Annotated in this window: 16 protein-coding genes and 2 pseudogenes; 5 read left to right on the top strand and 13 right to left on the bottom strand. The window is 37.2% G+C overall.

Annotation, left to right across the window (positions count from 1 at the left end; translation table 11 throughout):
• Positions 1 to 248: 248 nt before the first annotated feature.
• Positions 249 to 911, bottom strand: a complete 663-nt coding sequence (locus ACOI1C_RS18260; protein WP_422512023.1) for an oxidoreductase — start codon at positions 909 to 911, stop codon at positions 249 to 251.
• A 305-nt stretch (positions 912 to 1,216) separates the two neighbouring features.
• Between ACOI1C_RS18260 and ACOI1C_RS18255 the strand changes: the two genes are divergently transcribed.
• From ACOI1C_RS18255 to ACOI1C_RS18240, 4 genes are all read left to right on the top strand, one after another.
• A complete protein-coding gene (locus ACOI1C_RS18255; protein WP_422512022.1) occupies positions 1,217 to 2,191 on the top strand; it encodes an ABC transporter ATP-binding protein in 975 nt (324 codons plus the stop codon).
• 15 nt (positions 2,192 to 2,206) lie between these two features.
• A complete protein-coding gene (locus ACOI1C_RS18250) occupies positions 2,207 to 2,842 on the top strand; it encodes an ABC transporter permease (RefSeq protein WP_422512041.1) in 636 nt (211 codons plus the stop codon).
• A gap of 13 nt (positions 2,843 to 2,855) precedes the next feature.
• Positions 2,856 to 3,767, top strand: a complete 912-nt coding sequence (locus tag ACOI1C_RS18245) for a glycine betaine ABC transporter substrate-binding protein (RefSeq protein ID WP_422512021.1) — start codon at positions 2,856 to 2,858, stop codon at positions 3,765 to 3,767.
• Between the two features lie 194 nt (positions 3,768 to 3,961).
• Entirely contained in the window at positions 3,962 to 4,792 is an 831-nt protein-coding gene (locus ACOI1C_RS18240) for a DUF4037 domain-containing protein (RefSeq protein WP_422512020.1), read from the top strand.
• Between the two features lie 324 nt (positions 4,793 to 5,116).
• On the opposite strand, the gene ACOI1C_RS18235 is transcribed toward ACOI1C_RS18240, so the two are convergent.
• Together ACOI1C_RS18235 and ACOI1C_RS18230 are read right to left on the bottom strand one after the other, a co-directional pair.
• Positions 5,117 to 6,319: a class I SAM-dependent rRNA methyltransferase gene (locus ACOI1C_RS18235; protein WP_422512019.1), complete on the bottom strand. Its 1,203-nt coding sequence runs from the start codon at positions 6,317 to 6,319 to the stop codon at positions 5,117 to 5,119.
• 457 nt (positions 6,320 to 6,776) lie between these two features.
• The gene (locus ACOI1C_RS18230; RefSeq protein ID WP_422512018.1) at positions 6,777 to 8,204 is read right to left on the bottom strand and encodes an MATE family efflux transporter; all 1,428 of its coding nucleotides are present in this window, start codon (positions 8,202 to 8,204) and stop codon (positions 6,777 to 6,779) included.
• Positions 8,205 to 8,774: 570 nt separating this feature from the next.
• Here ACOI1C_RS18230 and ACOI1C_RS18225 point away from each other — a divergent pair.
• Positions 8,775 to 8,885, top strand: a pseudogene (locus tag ACOI1C_RS18225) (recombinase family protein); the annotation flags it as partial.
• A gap of 661 nt (positions 8,886 to 9,546) precedes the next feature.
• Here the strand turns inward: ACOI1C_RS18225 and ACOI1C_RS18220 are convergent.
• The 10 genes and pseudogenes from ACOI1C_RS18220 to ACOI1C_RS18175 all read right to left on the bottom strand — a co-directional run bounded on the left by ACOI1C_RS18220 (position 9,547) and on the right by ACOI1C_RS18175 (position 22,110).
• Positions 9,547 to 10,656 (bottom strand): DUF1648 domain-containing protein, encoded by a 1,110-nt coding sequence (locus ACOI1C_RS18220; RefSeq protein WP_422512017.1) that lies wholly within the window; start codon positions 10,654 to 10,656, stop codon positions 9,547 to 9,549.
• Positions 10,657 to 11,052 carry a GntR family transcriptional regulator gene (locus ACOI1C_RS18215; RefSeq protein WP_422512016.1) on the bottom strand — a complete coding sequence of 132 codons (396 nt, stop codon included), beginning with the start codon at positions 11,050 to 11,052 and terminating at the stop codon, positions 10,657 to 10,659.
• Positions 11,053 to 11,794: 742 nt separating this feature from the next.
• The gene (locus tag ACOI1C_RS18210) at positions 11,795 to 11,986 is read right to left on the bottom strand and encodes a hypothetical protein (protein ID WP_422512015.1); all 192 of its coding nucleotides are present in this window, start codon (positions 11,984 to 11,986) and stop codon (positions 11,795 to 11,797) included.
• 29 nt (positions 11,987 to 12,015) lie between these two features.
• Positions 12,016 to 12,753, bottom strand: coding sequence for a tRNA pseudouridine(38-40) synthase TruA (truA, locus tag ACOI1C_RS18205; protein WP_422512014.1), 738 nt, complete (start codon positions 12,751 to 12,753; stop codon positions 12,016 to 12,018).
• 344 nt (positions 12,754 to 13,097) lie between these two features.
• Positions 13,098 to 13,511, bottom strand: a pseudogene (locus ACOI1C_RS18200) (manganese catalase family protein); the annotation flags it as partial.
• 504 nt (positions 13,512 to 14,015) lie between these two features.
• Positions 14,016 to 14,576: a DUF1697 domain-containing protein gene (locus ACOI1C_RS18195; RefSeq protein ID WP_422512040.1), complete on the bottom strand. Its 561-nt coding sequence runs from the start codon at positions 14,574 to 14,576 to the stop codon at positions 14,016 to 14,018.
• A gap of 107 nt (positions 14,577 to 14,683) precedes the next feature.
• Entirely contained in the window at positions 14,684 to 16,909 is a 2,226-nt protein-coding gene (locus ACOI1C_RS18190) for an alpha-galactosidase (RefSeq protein WP_422512013.1), read from the bottom strand.
• 216 nt (positions 16,910 to 17,125) lie between these two features.
• A complete protein-coding gene (locus tag ACOI1C_RS18185) occupies positions 17,126 to 20,173 on the bottom strand; it encodes a glycoside hydrolase family 2 TIM barrel-domain containing protein (protein WP_422512012.1) in 3,048 nt (1,015 codons plus the stop codon).
• A gap of 193 nt (positions 20,174 to 20,366) precedes the next feature.
• Complete coding sequence (locus tag ACOI1C_RS18180) at positions 20,367 to 21,191, bottom strand: carbohydrate ABC transporter permease (protein ID WP_422512011.1); 825 nt, start codon at positions 21,189 to 21,191, stop codon at positions 20,367 to 20,369.
• Complete coding sequence (locus tag ACOI1C_RS18175; protein ID WP_422512010.1) at positions 21,184 to 22,110, bottom strand: carbohydrate ABC transporter permease; 927 nt, start codon at positions 22,108 to 22,110, stop codon at positions 21,184 to 21,186. The genes ACOI1C_RS18180 and ACOI1C_RS18175 overlap by 8 nt, the downstream gene beginning before the upstream one ends.
• Positions 22,111 to 22,379 lie beyond the last annotated feature (269 nt).

The raw sequence follows: 22,379 nt of genomic DNA, 5'->3' as shown, positions 1-22,379 counted from the left end.
TAGTCCCCCCACAATAAATTTCGGTTATATTGATTAAGTTTAGCTTAGGTTTGGGATTTCACTCCCTTAAACAACGTTATTAAATACACATGGCGATCTTTTACTTATAAAGTTCCATGATCATGAAAAAGAGCCTTACTTCTTTATAAAGTAAGACTTTACTCATACTATTCGCCATAAGGAAAATATATCCTGCATGTCGTAAAGGAACTCCCCTTACCATTTCGGATTGTTACCTTTTAATCGAATTACAAAGAACCCTTTACCTCAATTTCCTTAGATTCAAAAACTTCACATCCAGGTAATTCTTCTACCGCTGCTTTGTACATAGCTTTTGCAACTATAGATCCGTATATGGGCTTATATTTTTTTAAAGAGCCATTAAATAAGAAGGGAATACCTTTAGAAACAACTTCTGCTATTTTTTCACCCAATCTAAATTCATTTCGCTCACCTAATAGTAAGGATGGTCTAAATATTTTTAGCCCTTTTAGACCGATTCTCTTCAGCTCTTCTTCCATCTGCCCTTTGACTGCATTATAAAAAATGCCAGACTTTTCATTGGCACCCATTGCTGAAATGACGAGGAAATTAGATACATCACTTTCTTTTGCTCGTTTAGCTAAAGAAACAGGATAGTCAAAATCAACCTTTTTGAAATTTTCTTTGGTCTTCGCCTTTTTTATCGTTGTACCTAGGCAGCAAAATACATGCTTAGCCTTATCAAGCTTATAGCTTTCTATTTTGTCAAAATCTATTATGGTTTCTTCAAGCTTCTCGTTTGTCATTCCTGTAGATTTTCTAACCCAAACTACTACCTTTTCATATTCCTTAGCTTCTACTAATATTTTTACCAATTCAGTCCCAACCAAGCCTGTAGCTCCAACGACTAACGCTGTTTTTCTTTCCAATTATATTCTCCTTCTTCTACGTTTCATTTTCTTCGGGCTTTTATCCTTCTATATTTTGTTACCTCTATTATAGTTACTAATCAGTATTGTCGCAAAAAAAATTCACTAAACTAGCTTTTTATACAGATTTTAGTTATTCAGTAGACCTGCCTTCCTACCCTATAAAGCTACTTCTAAAAGCTTCCTAGAAATCACTCAATGTGCGGTTTGCAATCCAATTCTTTGACTGTTTACAGAGCTCTTTATAAGATGGAAGTACTTGTGGAAAAATATTTATGGATCATCATTAAGGGAGGTGAAAAACGTTGATCACATTTAATCAGGTAACAAAAACGTTTATAAACGATACTACTGCTGTTGACAATGTTTCATTTACTGTGAAAAAAGGTAACTTAGTTACATTAATTGGTCCAAGTGGTTGCGGGAAAACGACCACAATGAAAATGATCAATAAGTTAATTCCCCTTACGTCCGGTACCATTACAATCAACGGAAACGATATTTTAACCGAAGATGATGTAGAACTCAGACGCAATATTGGCTATGTGATTCAACGAATAGGTTTGCTTCCACATATGACCATTGAAGAGAATGTTTCTATAGTTCCCAAACTTAAGGGCTGGAAAAAGAAAGATTACGAGAAAAAAGTAGATGAATTGCTTGATTTAGTAGGACTGGATCCTCATGTATATAAAAAGAGATATCCATTAGAGCTAAGTGGCGGTCAGCAACAGCGAATAGGTGTGATCAGAGCATTAGCCGGTGATCCTCCGATTATTCTGATGGATGAACCATTTAGCGCACTTGACCCCATCAGCAGAGAGCAGCTTCAGGATGAGTTGAAGCTCATGCAGAAAAACATTCAAAAAACGATCGTATTTGTCACCCATGATATGGATGAAGCATTAAAATTGGCTGATGAAATTGTCGTGATGAAAGATGGAAGCATTCAACAAATTGCCTCTCCTACAAAGCTCGTTCAAGATCCAATAAATGAGTTTGTGCGTTCCTTCATTGGGGAGCATAGAGTAAAACAAACTTCGAATACCTTGGGAGATACTCGCGTAGATTCCATTATGCGGCCTTGGCCATCGGACCAAAAAGATGTTCATTTTCCTTTTTTATCTTATCAATCCTCTTTACAGGAAGTAGCGCGTCTTATGCTAGTAAAAGAAACTGAAACCATCATCATTACTGGAGAAAATGGTCACCCAAAAGGTATGATCGAAAAAAACCAATTGCTAAGAGAGCTTGCGGGTATTCAGGAGGAGGTACAATAGGTGGATGCCCTTCAAATGTTTATAGATACCATCATAACTAGGCAGGATTTAATTGTTGAGAGTACCATTGAACACCTCTATATATCATTCTTAGCTATATTTATTGCCGTCGCTATTTCTTTGCCTCTTGGGATATATATTTCGAGAAAAAGAAAAATGGCGGAGTTCTACATAGGAATAACAGCTGTCCTACAAACCATACCTAGCCTTGCACTTTTCGGTTTCCTAGTACCCCTTTTAGGAATTGGAACCAAAACGGCCCTAGTCGCACTCATCATATATGCGCTTCTACCTATTCTTCGAAATACTTATACAGGTATTATAGGAGTGGACGCGGGAATCATTGAAGCTGGGCAAGGAATGGGAATGACACCCCGGCAAATCCTTTGGAAAATCCAATTGCCTCTCTCGTTACCATTTATGATGGCTGGAATCAGAACGGCCACTGTTTTAACTGTAGGTATTGCGACCCTTGCTACATTTGTTGGAGCAGGAGGATTGGGAGACATTATATGGAGAGGTCTTCAATCTTGGAATAACAGTCTTGTTTTAGCAGGGGCTATTCCTGTTGCGTTAATGGCCTTGTTTTTTGATTTTGTTTTAAAGCTAGTCGAGAAAAAAGTTACACCTAAAGGGATTATTTCAAAATAGAGGAGAGATTAAATTGGCGAAAAAGAAACCTTTTATAGCTATTTTCATGGCTATTACACTACTACTTACTGCATGTGGAGGAACGGATAACGGGAAATCTTCAGTTCAACCGATTGTTGTTTCAGGTAAGAACTGGACAGAGCAATATATCCTTTCACAATTGCTTGCCATTTATATTGAAGAAAATACGGACTACTCGGTTGACCTTCAAGATGGATTAGGTGAAGTCGCGATTTTGACACCAGCACTTGAAAAAGGCGAAATTGATATGTACATCGAATATACAGGAACTGGCTTAGAAGCTGTCTTAAATGAACAGGCAGAAGCTGGTGAGTCAGCTGATAGTATCCTAAACAGAGTAAGAGATGGGTATGCAGAACGCTACGATGCAACCTGGCTAAAGCCATTAGGATTCGAAAACAACTATACACTTGCGTACACTAAGGAAGCAGATTTCAAAGCAGAAACATACTCAGATATTGCCGCATTATCTGAGAACCTTTCATTTGGAGCGCCTCATGCTTTTTACGAGAGACAAGGTGATGGATATGATGCTTTTGCAGAAGCCTATGGTTTTAAATTCCAACAAAAAGAAAGCTTTGACCCGAACATCATGTATCAAGCTTTACTCAATGGCGAAGTAGATGTCATCCCAGCCTTTACTACAGACGGCCGAATCGAACGCTCAAACCTTCAAACAACAAAAGATGACCTTGGTTTCTTCCCACGTTACGATGCAGCTATTGTTGTAAGGCAGGAAATACTTGTCCAATATCCAGAACTTGAAGAAACATTGAATGGATTAGCTGGACAAATAACAGAAGAAGACATGCAGCAAATGAATGCTCGAGTTGACATCGATGGTGAAGAATATGAAGCTGTCGCTAGAGAATTCCTTCTCTCTAAGGGACTGGTAAAAAAATAGACTCTTCGTAAGGGTAGTCCACGCACGATCAGTATGAAAAGAAGATAGTTAGAATAAAACGTATTTAACGGCGCGCTTTACTCGAATTCCGGGTAAAGTTTTTTTATTCCAAATAAAATCAGTAAAAGGGAAAGCAACCAGTTATATCGAATTCAAATGATACAAGAACAAATAGGGGTGATTATGTAAATGTAATGGTGTTAGCAACTGATATTTCTAGAGTTTATAGACAAAATTCAAAAGTTGAGGCTGTTCTTCTTGGAGGTTCTGTTTCACGTAATTGGTACGATGAGTATTCTGATATTGAGTTGTTTGTATTTTGGAAAGAAAGTCCAACTGACGAAGATAGAAAAGCTTCCATTCATACAGTTAACGGTAGCATTATTGACTTTCATCCTTATGAGGAAGAAGAATGGTCAGAAACCTATACTACAAATGGTATCAAATTAGAGATCAGTAACTTTCTGACTAGTACTGTTCAATCAATCATTAATGATGTAACCCTATCGTTTGATACAGATTTAGAGAAACAATGTCTTGTAGCATCAGTTTTTAATGGTATTTCGCTTGGTGGCGAGGAGGTCATTCGTAAACTAAAGAAAAATGTAGAGATTTATCCAAAAAAATTAAGTGAAGCGATGATTAGAGAAAACATCCATCTTGGGCTTGGGAGCAGATGGAGTAATCGTGAGGCCTTACTCGCTCGTGAAGATTGGCTCATGCTTTATAAAGTAATCGTTGCTGTACAAACAAATTTGCTGGGAATACTCTTTGGTTTAAATCGGCAATATGTCCATCACCCTCCATTTAAATGGCAAAAGTATTCCTTAGAAGCAATGAATATTGTTCCAAAAAATGTATCGCAACGTTTTACTTCTATATTAGTAGAACACCCTAAAGATAGTGTGAGAGAATTAGAAGGCATCATACAAGAAATTTATCAATTAATAAAAGGTGAGTACCCAACTATGAATTTATCTAAAGTTATGAATCAAGCACTTTTCCTAAGACCTAAAAACAGATAAAAAAATCTACTTACTGATGATGAATTTAATAAGACATGTAGTATAGCGACAAAAATGCGAACAGTATATTTTCGCGGGCACTGAAAAAGACCATTTTTTAAAAAAGTATGTTCAAATCTACCTGTTGATTTCCACTGCAGGATGCACCAATCCCCGGGGCGATGAACCTCCTTCAGCGCAAGGACTAGAAGGCTATTTTCACGATCGTGAAAAAGCCTAGGTCTCACCTGTCCTGTCCCGATGCTCCCAGTCGAGTAAGCGGGAAAACCTTTAGTTTGAAGGTGTTCCTCACTCCTCGCTGAACCGTGACAGGCATTAGCATTCTCAGCCAGTAACCTTCCTTATAAACACGACTTTAAGATAGTTACCTTCCTTGAATGGCTTGATCGTCTTAAAGTCTTGGGGTAGTGAAAATTCCTCTTTTATGCTATATTTCTCGTTTGATTCTTTAAAAGCTGAATCTATAAATCCTTTGAATTTCTTCATGTCAAACGTAGCACAGTTTGTCGATGCCACAATCAAACCATTGTCCGCAGTTATGGCAATCGCTTCTTTTAGGAGATTCTTATAGTCTTTTGCTGCGCTAAAAGTGAACTTTTTTGACCTAGCAAAGCTTGGTGGATCCAAGATGACCATATCAAAGGTTAGCTTTTTCTTCACTGCATATTTAAAGTAGTGAAACACATCTTCCACAATAATGTCATGTGCTTCATAATCAATTTCATTTACACTGAACTGCTCAATCGTTTTGGCTAAACTACGATTCGCGAGGTCAACACTCGTTGTTTTTTCGGCTCCACCTACTGCTGCAAAAACTGAAAAGGCTCCTGTATACGAAAAGGTGTTCAAAACAGTCTTTCCTTTCGCATACTTATCACGAATCGTTCTTCTTACATCACGCTGATCAAGAAAAACACCGACCATGGCCTCTTCATTAATATAGATAGCAAAGTTAACTCCATTTTCCTTCACAATAATCGGGAACTGGCCTTTAACACCCACAACAAATCCGTTATCTTCACCAGCAGCTTTTCCATCGGTATTAAACCGTTTTTTCTCATATATCGCTTTATATTCAACTAGCTTCTTAAGTGCTGAAAGCACAAGATCGTTAAATTTATATATCCCTTTACTATACCAAGTGATTAAATAATACCCATCAAAACAATCAATGGTTAACCCACCGATTCCATCACCCTCCGCATTAAATACCCGAAAAGCATTGGTTTCTTGATCATTAAATAGTGATTTTCTAGCTTCTAATGCCCCTTTAATCTTTTTCTCAAAAAACAAAGAGTCAACTTTCTCATGCTCATCCTGCGTGAGAAGCCAGCCACTCCCCTTGTTTTGCTCACCGTAATACCCTTTTCCAATAAATCGATTCTCTTCATCAACAAGTTGAACAACCACACCCTCTTCTTTTAAGGCATGCATGTTGCTGATCGCTTGCTTAGAAATAAGAGGATAACCTTCCTTATACTCTTTAACAAAATTTGACTTTACCTTTAACATTACTTCTGCTGTCATCTTCTCATCCTTACTTTAGAAAATATGCGTTTCTACTATTTTTACATAATTGAAGACAATTTCAAAATAAAATCATGAAAAAGTCATATTCAATTCAAATGCAACTAAAAAAAAAGCCCACCTAAGCGAATTTCTACTCTGTATAGTTACTCTTTTATGAGGTGAGATAAATGCAATTTCGTATTCAAGAACATTATCAAATATGTGCAGAAGCTTGTCGGACGTGTGTGGGAGTTTGTAAAAAATGAATATGTGAATAAATCTCAAAGCAGGCGTAATACACATAATCCCCCAATATAGTTGTAAGAGTAAAAAGGAGCTAACCATAACTAATGGTTAGCTCCTTTTTACTTTATGACCGCCGTAGTTTCTTCTTAAAACCCTATATCTCCCCAATATGAATTATAATTCGACTTTTCCTGTTATATTACATTAATCACATACGGATATACCGTGACTAATAGTTATTAACGCATCCGGACATAGTTTCTTTTGACGTCTGAGGATGACATTCATCTTCTGCATCCTTTTGAACAGAAACCCATTTCCCTCGTGTGAACTGTATAGTTAAGACCACGGCTCTAAAAGCAATATCTATCCCAATTGCAATCCATACACCGAGAAGTCCCCATCCAAGTTGAATTCCTAATACATACACAAGTAATGTACGAATTCCCCACATACCAACGGCCGTCAGGTACATGGGAAACTTCGTGTTATTCGCTCCCTGAAATGCACCGGTAAGAATGAGTAATAAGGCGAGGAATGGTTGGAAAACACCCGATACTTTTAAGGAGGTTCCAATATTTCCAATTACCTCAGCGTCATTTGTAAATATGCTACCTGCCCAGTCACCTAAAGTAAAAAGCAGTGCGCCTATAATAGTCATCAAACCAATACCAATCCCTGTACAGAGAATTGCATATTTCTTTGCCTCCGCTATGTTTCCTGCACCAATTTGCTGTCCAACAAGAATAGTTGCCGCGGTAGCAAAACCGTAGCCAATCATATAGGAGAAAACCTCCACATTGCCAGCGACTTGATGAGCTGCAAAAACGTTAGTTCCAAGTGAGACGACGAATCCAAAGTAAACTATTTGTCCCAGCCTCATGACTAACCTTTCAACAGCAGCAGGACCTCCGAGAGTTACTAATTCTCGTATGTGGGGTCTATCTGGTTTCCAATAATCTTTCCTAAATGAAAGAACTGTAGAGCGCTTTATATAATATAGTAGAGCTATGCTTCCAATGATCCTTGAGACAACAGTAGCTATTGCAGCTCCCGTAATCCCCATTTCGGGAACTAGCCAGAAACCGAAAATTAAAATATAGTCTAACATACCGTTTACTATGTTAATTAAAATACTGACTTTCATTGGAGCACGTGTATCACCAGCCCCTCTTAAGACCGCACTTAGTACAAACATTAGAGACATAAATACAGAGGGAATTGCTACAATTTTAAAGTAAATAATTCCTGACTCTAGAACATTATCTTCTATTCCCATCAACTTTAATAATGGTTCTGCAAAGAAGAAAGTTAGAATTCCCGTCAAAATGCCAAATAAAATAGCCAATATAACCGATTGTTGGGCAATATGGCGAGCTTTTTCTGGCTGCTTCGCTCCAATAAAATTTGCAATCCGTACATTAGCTGCAACGCCAATTGCCATAAACAAAGCAAAATAAATGGCGAGCAAAGCATTTGTTACACCAACTGCTGAAACTTCCGCAAGACCAATTTTAGACACAAAGTAAGTATCAACAAAGCCAAGCATCGTCTGAAAAAAATTTTCTATCACAGCTGGCATTGCCAGAACCAAAATAAGCTTTATCTTATCTTTTGTGTTTTCTCCATTTGGTATGGTTACATCATTATTTTTCACGATACCCCCCCAATAATGTAAGTATTCCCGTTAACAAACTCATTAATCTTTAGATAAACGTAAAAATCCACGAAGATTAAGAAGAAAGAATTTGATACCGGATTTACAGTAAGGTGTGAGTCGCTCATGACAGAACCTCCGTGTGGTGTTGGTGTGGTAACTTACATCTTACACGAATCTGTCATGAGTCTTTTTAATTGGTGTTGCACTTGATATTACAGCCCGTCATTAAAAAAGGGTATATTTACATTGTTAAACTAAAGAGAATAAAACTCAGAATATTTTGGTGAACTTTATCTATTCGTCTCCTACATGAGTAATGGACAAAAATAGAAGAATTCTCTTATTCTACTTTATGTGTTCCAAAACTCGTCCTTTTCTGAACACGGCACTACTGGTTATAAAAGATATCATTTTGATTCTATTATATGCAACAAAACTTTGACCATTATTCTATGTTCAATAACCACAACCCACTAGTCTTATGTTACAACGGATAATGGATTATTATGGAATCGTGGAATGATTGTGTTAATTGAATAAGCTCGTGTATCAACAGGTTTACAAAACTTGGATTTACAGATAGATGCACTTACTCAATATGGATGTACAAAGATTTTTCACGATAAAATGAGTGGATCAAAAAAACAACGACCTGGATTAGAGATTTCATTGTTCTTTTGTTCCATATGTACTTTCCTTTTCGTATGCCGAACTCTATTATCTACAGTCTCTAAACGAATAATTTCACCATAGCTAGACAATAAAAACACTCCTTATCCTTGCAGTTATACGCAAGAATAAGAAGAACAAGTCTTTAAACGGGTCATACGAGCACTGTTTTTTTGTTAAAACAATCCGGTCATGTCACAACCAATTTTGCTTATCACTATAGTTGAAATAAGAGACGATTTAACTAACAGGTTTCATTCCAATCGCAAAACACTAATTCAATGAAAGATAGTTTAATCTGCAAATTAAAACAGCGAAATTGAGAACGGCAAGTTAGAAACCTTGCCAGCCTCTTCAGACGGTAATCTTTTCGACTATTCAAAACGGCAAGTGGGAAGCGTGGAATGAACCTCAATATAAAGAACGACTTATCCTACAGGTGAATCAGTATCCGATGATTTTAAGGCTAAAATGATGAAATCTTTAACTGACATAATTAAAAAGGATTACTCTCATTTATAAAAAGACCATTAAATAGTAATGGTCTACCTCTTTCAAACGCATTTGCAATTCTTGATTGTCTTTAATTAATTGTATCGAGATTTCATAAACTGAAATAGATGACAGATCAAATCTCTCGTCTATTTGTGTGCATATTAAGTCTTTACTATCATGCCCCAAGTAACATTGGTAAACTTATAGCTAACAATACAATTCCAAGCAATATCAGCAAAGCTACCGGGCGAGCATAGTTAATGGTCCACCCTATTCCAAACCGCTTTTCTAAAAATAACGAAGGGTCATTTTTATTGAAATAAACTTGGCCAAACTTCCAATACTTATCATCATCACGGTCAATGACATTTCCATTCTTCCCTGCTTGGGTCTTCAGTCGGCTTCCGCCTTGACCTGTTGTGAAGGAAAGCACGATTGAATAGATGGTCACACCGAAACTAAAAACCAGTGGAACAATGACCAATGCCTGCTGATTGATTGGATAAATAAAGGAAAGTTGAATGAACGAAAACAGTAGGGTTAATGCTGTACCTGTGATGATAATAAACAAGGACCATGCCCTCCGAAATATCACATTTTGTCTTATTGAATCCTCTGGTCTTTCTACGCTTACCTGCTGTTTAGCTTTCGTAATCATTGTATTTATAAAAAGAAACAGCAAGGTTAAATACACTTGCATAATCGGAATCAAAAGTACTGTGCGATAGGACTTATCTGCCCAATTCGTAATATCGCCTTCAAAGTTATATCGCGTCGGGATTCGATCAGGAATTTGATTGTATTGAAGAAAAGTTAGAATAATTGTAGCGATTACAACGACAAAGGAGAGGATGAACCAGAGATTGGAATGTGTAAGCTTTTGCTCACGAAAACGAGTATCAATCACAACTGTTTGTGGTTTTTTTCCAGCCCATCCTTCCTTTATTTTTAGCGATTCCATTTTGCGATGGAAAAATAAATAGACTAGAAAGCTACTAGCCATAAAGGTTACGAGTGCACTACCAAAAATCAGACTAATGGTAGCTTCATTGTCTCCAAATGATGAGCTGAAAAGCATAAATATCACTAACACAGAAGCACTAAGAATTCCTGTGATTAAGGCGTACTGCTTCCGCATCAACTTCAGTCTGGCACTGTGGTAAATATCTTCTGGAATGGTTACCCCAAAGCTTTCAGTTAATCTTGTTAGATAAGGCATAAACATTAGAGTAATAAAAACTGGAATCATAATTACAAGCATTAGGACAACCAAGATTGAATTCATTTACTCATCACCCTTCCCCTTCTCAAATTCTGTGAATAGTTGACTACAAATCTGTAAAAACTCCTCTTCGCTAATCCCTCGACACACAGATTCTGCGATTAAAGGATGCATATGATTTTTCAACTGTTCTCTATAAGCATCGTCTGCTTGTGGAACCCGATCTGGATTCACAACTACACCCTTTTGCCGATGAATTAAGATAAATCCTTCTTGATTCAGTTGTTGATACGCTTTGTTAACGGTATGAAGATTAATCCCAATATCTGCTGCCAACGACCTAACAGAGGGCAAACCTTCACCTGGACTTATTTCCTTCTTTGCAATTCCTGCAATGATTTGATTCTTCAATTGAGTGTAAATCGGAACATTTGATTCCAAATCAAGGTTTATATACAATGGATCACTCCTTTTACTCGAGTAATGTTATATCTGTTATATTTATATTATAACAGATATAACAAGGTGTCAATTACCTTACTGCCCTATTTTTCCGGTGCTAATCAATTGACGAATACATTTTATTAATCTAATTCCTATCTTCGATCGTGACATGGCTACACTAACAAAAGGACTGGAGACATCTTTAGCTCCGAATAGTCTTCAAATATGGCAAGCTACAAGAGCTAGATCTGATTCAACACCAGTACCATTAGGAAAAAATAATGATACGTAATAGAAAGTACAACACTTACGTAAATACACTTGCAAGAGGGTGGAGTAGTGTAGTCAATCGACAATTTTATGTAAAAATCAATGCATATTTGCTACTTTTTTTGCTAAATCATCTACTACTAAGTAAAGTGGATCTCTTTTTTCCCAATATGCGACCAAAATGATAGAGAATCGATTGCTGGTATCAGCACATGTTTACTATATCAGCGATTTTCAATATATATCAGCGATTATTTGATTTTATCAGCGATTTTCAATATATATCAGCGATTCATGGATTATATCAGCGATTATTTCATTATATCGACGTACCGATATTTTTCAGCAAAATCCGACACATACAGATGGTCCCTCAACCCGAAAACACCTCAATGGAAGCAGTTAGACTTGAACTCCTACTGATTTGGGTGCTGGTTCCAGATTTTAAAAAAGAGAATCAATTTGAATTTTTTTATAAAAAAAAGACCTACCTTTTAGGCAAGTCTAGTGCTTGGTATGCTGTCTGGTACTTTCCACCATCCGCAACCTCTGAATGATACAAAGCTTTAAGTGCAAAGCTTCTCTCAAGCTCGTGTTCCTTCATTAACTCTTTTAATCGTCGCTGCAATTCTTGATTGTCTTTAACTAGCTGATTCATCTGTGTATTTAAGTATTTCATTAGGTAATTGATCTCCTGCCTTTCCTTGATTAAAAATCAATCTTTTCCAAATACAATCCACCAGGATCCGCCATTCCACCTGTAAGGACTCGTTCCTTTGAATTTATGATGGCTGGTATACGATCAGCCTCGATTTCCCCTAATCCAACTTCAATCAATGTTCCGACAATTTTTCTGACCATATTATATAGAAATCCATCACCACGCACTTTAACATGGATGAAGCCGGCGTTTTCTTCGATATCAAGAGCATAGATCTCACGCACCATGGATTTCTTCTTTGACTTGGCATTTGAGTATGTAGTGAAATCATGTTCACCAACGAAATACTGACAGGCCGTTTTCATTTTTGCCAAATCTAGCTTTCCATCAACATGCATACTGTATTTTCGCATGAAAGGATTGGTGTATTCCTCGTTCCATATCTTATAAATATAGGTTTTATCCTTGGCATTATATCGGGCATGAAAACGGTCTGGAACAATTGAAACGTCGATAACGCTGATATCTTGGGGTAAGTATTTATTCAAATAAGTTTTGATTTCAGATTCAGTCAGGTTCTCACTAATTTTAAAATTGGCAATTTGAGCAAGAGCATGTACCCCCGCATCTGTTCGACTGCATCCAATGATTTCGATCTTTCTTCCCACCATCTCTGATAATACATTCTCTATTTTTGCTTGAATGGTATCTTCACCATTGCCGAGCCGCTGCCAGCCCTTATAGCGTCCACCGTCATATTGGATTGTTAGTTTGTAATTGTTCATTTTATTCTCCTTATTATTGCACTGATCGTTTTCTAAAAAAAACATCTTGATACAATATGTATTGTAATCTTCCTATTATAACAACTTTTACTCGTGTCTGCTCTGTGTATATAAAATGCACCTTGTTCGTAGTATTTTGTTCCATAAAAAAATAGAAGAACCCTTCAAGTGAAGGATTCTCCTATTGTCTAAACATATTGCTTTTTTCTAAAAGATTTTTGTTTTTTAAAATAGGTGTTTTGTGAAATCTTCCCGTTGATAAACAAGGTTGATTGGAGGGGAAATCAACCACTCCTCTTTTGGTTAAATAGCAACAATATTTACGAATACAGCCATAGAGTAAATTAATAAACTTTTTTTCGATCGCGTTCATCTTTAAGAAGTTCAACAGCCTCTCTAAAACGTTGTGAATGGATAATTCTTTCTCTTAAGAAGCGAAGAGAATCATTTAAATCTGTGTCATCAGACATATTGAAGATCCATTGATAAGTAGCCCTTGCCTTCTCCTCCGCCGCAATTTCCTCGTATAAATCTGCAATTGGATCTCCCTTTGCTTGTATATATGTAGCTGTAAATGGAGCTCCAGCTGCATTATGGTAAAATAGAGCACTATCATGATTGACATAATGTTCAGCAATCCCAGCTTCCTTTAGACCTTGTGGTGTGGCATCCTTCGTTAATTTATAAATCATCGTTGCGATCATTTCAAGATGAGCAAACTCTTCTGTTCCAATGTCTGTTAAAACTCCAAATACTCGGAATTATAAGTTACACATTGTTATTCTCTGATCTTTGCTCTTTCTTAAAAAAGCCTATAAGAGCCTGTTCAAAAAGGAGGACAAAAAGAGCAAAGAAGTTCAAGGAAGCGAAGTCTTGAGCTTCCTGCGCGTATGTTTTGTATACGTGAGGAGCGGAAAAGACGAGCTGACGAAGAAATTCGAAGCTATTTTTGCCGGACTTTTTGAACATCCTCTATAAGAAGGAGTACAAGACCAACAAAAAATAAGGTAGGCACCATTACTGTCATTAATGCAACCGCAGCAAATCCGTCTCCTTCAATAGTTAGTTGCGTAAATAATCGAAACAACCCACGAGAGAAAAGGAGCTACTATGAACATTGTTACTAGCCCCCATATTATGAATCTCTTTTTTGGCTAAAAATGGGAATTAAGTGCAGGCATTAACCCGAAGTGTTCTATATCTACTTCTGCTGTCATGATTAATCTCCTCTATTGTTATTTTTCACTTACAAAAGTATAAGCTTACTCTTCCGTTGCTTTCACCATTGTAATGAGTTTATTAATCGTTTTCCAATTACGAATAGTCACTGGAACACCTAGCTTTTGAAGCTGATTTGCCAACTTGGATTTCCGAATGCTCTTACGGAATAAGAGATAGATCTCTCTGTCTTCGATATGAAATTCTTCATTTTCTGTTTTATAAGCCCCAAGCCTCTCGATCCCTTCTTCGGTAGGTACTTCAAGCAACAGTGCAACATAGAGGCTCTCTCCCTCTGACGTCCCTTCTGCTTTTGTAATCGCCTCCTCCGAGAAAGGGCAATTTTCAGCGATCCATTCTAACTCCGAGGCCGTTCTCAATACAACGGTGACAGGAAAACCGAAATTCTCTTCAATCTTATGCTCAATCAGCTTCCGCAATGCTTGCTCCAATTCATTCGACTCGAACAATACATTGCCGCTCTGAATATAAGTTTGCACTCTATTTAAACCTAGCGATTCAAACGAACTCCTCAACTCTGCCATCTTAATTATGTTTTTACCGCCTACGTTTATTCCTCTTAATAGTGCCATATACGTGGTCATACTAATCCCCACTTCCTTTATACAAAAGGAATCCATCATTGAACTCCTTTTGTATAGTCTGAAACATTTACCTATTCTTCTTTATACCCTGAATGGAGCGAGATTCACTACTCTTTTCCTATTATATGAAAGACAGCAGATTGATAGTCTCCCGCGCGTTTTGCCAGTGAGGCGTTCACTCCGTTAAACTCAGTTGGCAATGGTAATCCACGGTATACTAACTCATCACCGTAGTAGCATCCTTCACCATTCACTTCATAAAGTTGGTCTTCATTTAGCCCTTTTAATAGAAGAACTTGTTGTTTCTTTGGATTAGCTGTCGCTAGCACTTTATACCAGCCTACTAGTGCTTCTTTTTTGTCCTTTGACACAATCATCCATGCCGTTTCATTGCTTTCGAAAGGACTCTGAAGTCGATAAAACTCTCCGTCTCGAACTAAATGACGTATATTTTTATAAAACTGGATTTGTAATTTTATTACCTCTCGCTCATCTTCACTTAATTCTAGTGGGTTAAGTTCGTATCCAAATGTTCCGAAATAGGCGGTATTCGCTCTTGTTTCTATTGGTGTTTTTCTTAGTGTTTGATGATTTGGAACAGCTGATACGTGTGATCCCATACTATAAATCGGATACACTAATGAAGTGCCATACTGAATTTTCAACCGCTCAACCGCATCTGTGTCATCACTTGTCCATGCTTGTGCTGCATAATAAAGCAAGCCTGAGTCGAATCTACCACCTCCACCTGCACAAGATTCAACTAATACATTGGGAAATTCATGTGTGAGTCTTTCATATAGATCATAAACACCTAAAATGTAGCGATGGGAAAATTCACCTTGCTGATCCATAGGAAGTGCTGCGGAATAAGCATCAGTTATATTCCGATTCATATCCCACTTAATATAAGAAAGGTTGGTCTTTCGGATAATCCCAGCCATTTTATCATACATATAATCCACAACTTCTCGTCTTGAGAAATCAAGTACTAATTGATTTCGACCATATACTATGTGTTCTCCTTGTCTCCCAACAGCCCAGTTTGGATGTTTAGTATATAGTTCACTCACAGGATTAATCATTTCTGGTTCAAACCATAAACCAAATTTCATGTCTAGCTGCTTTAATTTTTCTGCTAATGATTCTAAACCATTTGGAAGCTTTGCTTCATTTTCAAACCAATCTCCTAATGAAGTTGTATCATCATTTCTTTTTCCAAACCATCCATCGTCTAACACGAATAACTCAACACCAAGCTCCTTCGCACTTTTCGCGATGTTTACTAGCTTTTCTTCAGTAAAATTAAAATACGTGGCTTCCCAGTTGTTCAGTAATATTGGACGATCTTCTTTTTTCCAAGGATCACGAATTAAATGGTGACGGTATAACTCATGATAGGCTTGACTCATTCCATTTAATCCCTCATTTGAATATACCATTACAACCTCTGGCGTTTGAAAGCTTTCTAAATTTGATAGTTTCCAACGAAATTGATGTGGGTGAATTCCCATCATCACTCTAGTGGTCTCGTAGTGATCCACTTGGACTTGTGCTAGAAAATTGCTACTATAAACAAAGTTAAATCCGTATACTTCGTTTTCGTGCTCTGTTGTAGCTTGTCTTTTTAAAGCGATAAAAGGATTATCATGATGTGAACTTGCTCCTCTTATGCTAGAAATAGAAGAGATACCTTGAACAAGCTGTCGCTCTTTTATATGCCTTTCCCTCGACCAGGTTCCAGATAAATGAACCATTTTAAAGTCCGCATCAGGAAGATCGATAGACGCACTCATTATTTTTTTAATAAAAAGTGTGTTGTCATTAAGATTTTTTATAGCTACATGACGGGAAATAACTGGATAATGATGAAAAATTGTATATGATAACAAGACGCTTGCACCAATCTTGCTATCTTCTAAAGTAATGCAAAGGGTAGTTGCTTCTTGCTCATTTGCATATGTCGCTGGAAGTCCCTTCAAATCTGGCTTACCTTTTATCACTTCATATTCTTGATAGGTAAACTCATTTCCTATCCTTCCATCACTTGTTTCAAGCTCAATCGCCGCTTCACGAAAATCCCCTTTCCCCGCTATTGGAAACTCTTGTCGTGTTGTTTCTAATGAGAAGGCCGGATCATCTTGATAGAAGTGACAGCTTGCAGCTGTAGGAATGGTATTTACTTGAAAATGCGAAAAGTCATCCTTGTGACGAATGGCCTTACCAAAATAAAGTTGACCAAGACTGCCATTTTTTAAAACTTGAAAAAGATAACTAATCTTGCCATTTGTTAAGTGAAATTGTTTATTTTGATCATTTATATGAATATACAATGTGTCCAACTCCTTGATTATGTAGTAAGTATTTTAATAAGACAAAGAGCTTGAATATATTCCAAGCTCTCTTCTTTTTATCAATGCCTCTTTTCCAAAAGAATGTTGTTTTTTAAATAAGTTTTGTGAAAGCAAAGCCTCGATAAACAAGTTGATTGGATCGGAAATGAACCACTAATTATATAGGAACAACGTTTACGAATGCAGCCCTTTCAATTAACAGCCTTCTCGATGAATAATAAACTCAAATTCCATATCTGTATTAGCTTTTATTACATGTTCATCATGAACAGGTGCACCCCAACTGTCATCTCCGCCAACACCCATTTGCTTTCCAGCAACAGTTATAACTGAATAATGAACATTTGGTAGCTCATAATGATGATAAGCATTTTCGAGTTCAAAAGCCGTGTATGGAGATACATTACACTCAATCGGTTTATCTTTAGAAGAAATAGTTAATCCTTGACCCTTTGTGCTTGTTATCGACACACAACGAACACCTGTACGATTACCAGATTCTTGAGGTTTCAAATAGCCTGATACATTTTCTTTTACCGTGTTCGTAAAAATACCAAGCCTTGCTCCCATGTTTCGATCAGAATAGTTTTCTTCTGGTCCCATCGCATACCATTTCAGTTGATCATATGTTGCTGGAACCTTGAAAGATACAGAAAATATAGGCATTTGTGGTAATCCTTCTGCTCCATGATAGGACGATTTAACATAGATACTTCCATTAGAATAAACAGTATAGCTTGTTTTCACCTCAATCTTTTCATTCACTGAAAACTTGTAGGTGAAGGCTACTTCTACAGAATCAGTGCCTTCTGTTATTTCAATAGCCTTACACTTACGGGCTAAACTCGCTGCATACCAACAACCTGAATGAAGGGCTTGTGCATATCCTCGATCATTATCTGTTGTCGCTCTCCAAAATAACGGAGCAGGCGGAAAAGCGATCATTTCTTTCCCAGAATAGTTTACAGAAACTAAACTTCCTACTTGCTTTGAGAACATGATGCTAAAGCCTCTACCATGTACACCAATATTCACATCACCTTTTACTACCCTGAACTCGCTAGTAGCAGTAACAGGTGTTACTTCTCCTGACTTTTTTTCATAAACATATTGTCCAAAAGCAACCTCATGTCCAGCCTCTGCCCACAATGTCTTTTCTTTTAAAAGAAAAGCAACATGCACATAATACTCTCCTGATTTATTCATATCATGAGGCGACCATTCAAATTCAATTCGTTGTTCACCTTGAGGTGAAACATCTACTTGTAATGTTTTTTGGGTACACTCTTCACCTTCTAGGAAAAGAGTGTATCTTAACTCATACTCAGAAGTATCTTTAAACAGGTGATTGTTTTTTATGGTTACTCCCGCTTCATCCGCTTCCAGCTTAATATTTTGATATAAGTATTTCACTTCCTGCATTTTGGGTGAAAGCTTGCGATCAGCGAAGACAATTCCATTCGTACAAAAGCCATAATCTGTTGGCCGATCCCCGAAATCTCCACCATACGCTAAAAACTCATTTCCAAAGCGGTCCTCTTTTACAAGAGACTGATCCATATAGTCCCAAATAAATCCTCCTTGATACATCGGGTATTTGTCTTCTAGCTCTGTATAATAATTCATTCCACCTAAAGAATTCCCCATTGCATGCATGTATTCACAGCTAATATACGGTTTTTCAGGATGATTCGTTAAATAGTCCTCTATATCTGCCGGTTTTGCATACATTCTACTTTCCATATCACTCGTGTCATTATAATGACGGTCATAGAAAACTCCTTCATAATGAACCAGTCTACTCGTATCAACAGATTTGAAGTATTTCGTGACATTTAAAATGACTTCACCTGCATAGGATTCATTTCCGCATGACCAAATCAAGATAGAGGGATGATTTTTATCCCTTTCAAACATTGACTTCGCACGGTCTAAAACAATTTCTTGCCATTCGGGTTTATTACCTGGTATATTCCAAGATGGATCCACAACACCCATCTTCTGCCAAGATCCATGTGTTTCTAAATTCATTTCATCTATTACATATAAACCATACTCATCACATAATTCATACCAATAGCTTTGGTTAGGATAATGGGATGTACGAACGGCATTCATATTATTTTGCTTTAATGTTTTGATATCCCAAAGCATATCTTCCTTCGAAATGGCACGACCTGTTCTACAGTTAAATTCATGACGATTTACACCTTTGAAAATAATACGTTCACCATTTAATTTCATCACTTTATCCACTAGCTCAAATCGTCTAAATCCAACCTTCTGTGGAACAACCTCCACGATATCCCCGTGCTCATTAATAAGCTGAATATATAGTTTGTATAAATAAGGGTTTTCCGCACTCCATAACTCAGGGGTTTCCACTTTCATCGTAAAAGTTGGCTTGTTATCATTCATTACAACACTTGTTGTTCCTACAACTTGTTGAGCAGCATCCACCAATTCTGCTATAACCTTTGATCCGCTCCCAACAGGAGATAGGAGTTTAAGATCCACTTTAAGTGTTCCCTCCGTGTAAGTTTCATCCAGTTCCGCATGAACATATGTATCGTACACATGCATCTTTGGAACCGTATAAAGATATACATCCCTGAAGATGCCAGAGAAACGCCAGAAATCCTGATCTTCCAACCAGCTCCCCGTACTTCTTTGATACACCTCAACCGCTAACTTATTTTCTCCTTCTTGTAAAAGCGGAGTAAGCTCAAATTCTGCCGGTGTAAAACTGTCTTCGCTATATCCTACGAACTTCCCATTTAGCCACACGTAAAAAGCGGATTCAACACCTTGAAAAGAAAGATACACAGGGTTTTCTTTCATTTCGTCAGGAACATAAAAGAACAACACATAGCTTCCCACTGGGTTATGATCTGTCGGAATTTCTGGAGGACGAATGTCGTGATGACCATCCCAAGGATACATTGTGTTCACATACTGAGGTTTTCCATATCCTTGCAATTGAATATGACCAGGAACCATAATATCATCCCAACTCGTACATTCATAATCTAGCTGATAAAAAAGTTCCGGTCGATTAGAAGGATTAATCGCATAATGAAACTTCCAATTCCCGTTCAAATCATGTCTCATTTTCATACGATCGGCTTTTTTTGCCTCTTCCATTGTTTCATAGTATACATGACTAGAATGTGCAGGCAGTCGATTCACCGCAAATACGTTCACATCTGCCAGCCAATTTATACTAGGATTCGGTGTCATCATTATCACCCTTCCTCTCTATTAATTTAGACTCTATTCTACTAATTGTTGTTTTTTAATGAAGTTAACCTTAAGAAGTTATTTGTTCCATTGTGCTTCAGACACTTGCTTTCCGCGGGGAATGGTGCATCCTGGAGAGGATTTCAACCCGCTACTCTCTGATCGTAACTATGTTTACGAAAACAGGCTAAATTCATTACTTCACAGAGCCCATCATACCTTCAACGAAATGCTTCTGCATAATGAAAAATATAAGTGCAGCAGGTAAAGTAGCAATTACGATTGCAGTCATAATAACTCCAAAGTCTGGTGCATAGCTTGAGCCTAGGTTTGAAATAAGCAATGGAATCGTCTGATTTTCTGGAGATTGTAAGACAACTAGAGGCCATAAATAACTGTTCCAACTAGCCATAAATGTAATAATCGCTGCTGCTGCATATGTTGTTTTCATTGTAGGTACATAAATTTTAAAGAATATACCTATTTCACTTAATCCATCAATTCGACCAGCTTCTAGAATATCCTTTGGAAACATCTTCGTACTTTGACGGAAGAAAAAGATAAGAAAAGCGGTTGTTAGAGTTGGTAGAACAGCTGCTGTTAGCGTATCAATTCCTAAAAGCGGAGCCTTTTGTGAAATCGTTCCAAACATACGGAATAAAGGAACCATTAACGCTGCAAATGGAACCATCATGGAAAGAAGTAGAATATTAAATACAACATCTTTTGTTTTACTTTTAAAAATCTCAAAACCATAGCCTGCTAACGAAGCAATTGACAACGATAAAACAGTGGTTGAGAGTGAAATCTTTGCTGAATTCATTAATGCCGGGACAATGTCTACTGTGTTTATTAGATTTTCAAAATTCTCTACAAAATGACTTCCTGGTAATAGTCTTCCCTTTGTCACATCAACCGACTTATTTGTTGAAGAAACAATCATCCACAAAAACGGGAAGACAGAAATAATGCTAGCGATAATTAATACACCATAACTGAACAATCCTTTAATATTAAGCATTTCGATCACCTGCCACTTTGAACTGAATAATAGAGAATATGACAATCATAATGACAATTGCATATGACACGGTTGCCGCATACCCAAAGTCTGGTGTGTATTTAAATGAAAGGTTATAAATATATTGCGAAATGGTCATCGTTGCATTACCAGGACCACCCCTAGTAATATTCATCACTTCATCAAACAACTGTAGCGTGCCTATTGTAGATGTAATGGACGTAAAAAGAATAATCGGCTTTAACATGGGAATCGTAATCATAAAAAATTGTTGAACCGATGACGCTCCATCCATTTTCGCCGCTTCATAAATCGAATGATCAATATTTTGAAGTGAAGCAAGATAGAAGATCATATTATATCCAGTCCACCGCCATGTAATCGCTAGAACGATCGCCAACTTTGCCCAAAACGGATCTGTCAGCCATTGAATCGGTTCAGCAATAAAAGAAAATTTGAGTAACATCATATTAATAATCCCGTCTATACCAAATAAATACTTAAATACAACGGAATAGGCAACAAGAGATGTCACACACGGTAAGAAGATGGCCGTACGGAAAAATCCTTTAAACTTTAATCGTTTGTTATTTAATAATACAGATAAAAATAAAGCTAAGAGAATCATCACTGGTACTTGGATGATTAAATAAATAACTGTATTCTTAACGGCTGTAATAAAAGCAGGGTCCTTGAACAATCGTGCGTAATTATCTAATCCAGTAAACGTCAAATTAGTACCTGTACCGGATTGGAAAGACATGATCAGGGCTTGGACCATTGGATAAAAGTAAAACAAGCAGATTAATAACGATGGTACTGTTATAAACGACCAACCGATTAACGTCGTTTTATTAAAAGTCTTCTTCTTCTTCGTATAAAAGACAGGTGGACTTTGATTCGTTTTTGCTGGTATCATATCAAGTCAACTCCTTAACTTGTCGAAATAAGATAAGAGCCCTGAAATCTCACTTCTGCTCCTAATAAGTTATCCTTATATACAGAAGAAGATGAGGTTTCAAGGCTTGGCTTCTCAAATTAAATGGCAGATTTCTAAAAGATTGTTGTATTCACAAGGTTTTGTGAAAGCAAACCTTATGAGTTGATTGAAGCGGAAGGTGCGAGACTCCTTGCTAAGAGCAGCGGGACAGGTGAGACCTAGGCTTTTTCACGATAGTGAAAATAGCC

Origin of the sequence: Bacillus sp. DJP31 (assembly GCF_049310945.1) — a bacterium.
Taxonomy (GTDB): domain Bacteria; phylum Bacillota; class Bacilli; order Bacillales; family SA4; genus Bacillus_BS.
Note: the sequence above shows the minus strand (reverse complement) of the source record. Positions and strands in the feature narration are given on the sequence as shown.

What these genes read in the sequence shown, in the direction of transcription:
- truA (WP_422512014.1), bottom strand. Translation starts at nt 12,753, where the DNA reads ATGAACAATTACAAACTAACAATCCAATATGACGGTGGACGCTATAAG.
- ACOI1C_RS18250 (WP_422512041.1), top strand. Translation starts at nt 2,207, where the DNA reads ATGTTTATAGATACCATCATAACTAGGCAGGATTTAATTGTTGAGAGT.
- ACOI1C_RS18185 (WP_422512012.1), bottom strand. Translation starts at nt 20,173, where the DNA reads ATGATGACACCGAATCCTAGTATAAATTGGCTGGCAGATGTGAACGTA.
- ACOI1C_RS18210 (WP_422512015.1), bottom strand. Translation starts at nt 11,986, where the DNA reads ATGAAATACTTAAATACACAGATGAATCAGCTAGTTAAAGACAATCAA.
- ACOI1C_RS18220 (WP_422512017.1), bottom strand. Translation starts at nt 10,656, where the DNA reads ATGAATTCAATCTTGGTTGTCCTAATGCTTGTAATTATGATTCCAGTT.
- ACOI1C_RS18175 (WP_422512010.1), bottom strand. Translation starts at nt 22,110, where the DNA reads ATGATACCAGCAAAAACGAATCAAAGTCCACCTGTCTTTTATACGAAG.
- ACOI1C_RS18195 (WP_422512040.1), bottom strand. Translation starts at nt 14,576, where the DNA reads ATGACCACGTATATGGCACTATTAAGAGGAATAAACGTAGGCGGTAAA.
- ACOI1C_RS18180 (WP_422512011.1), bottom strand. Translation starts at nt 21,191, where the DNA reads ATGCTTAATATTAAAGGATTGTTCAGTTATGGTGTATTAATTATCGCT.
- ACOI1C_RS18240 (WP_422512020.1), top strand. Translation starts at nt 3,962, where the DNA reads ATGGTGTTAGCAACTGATATTTCTAGAGTTTATAGACAAAATTCAAAA.
- ACOI1C_RS18235 (WP_422512019.1), bottom strand. Translation starts at nt 6,319, where the DNA reads ATGACAGCAGAAGTAATGTTAAAGGTAAAGTCAAATTTTGTTAAAGAG.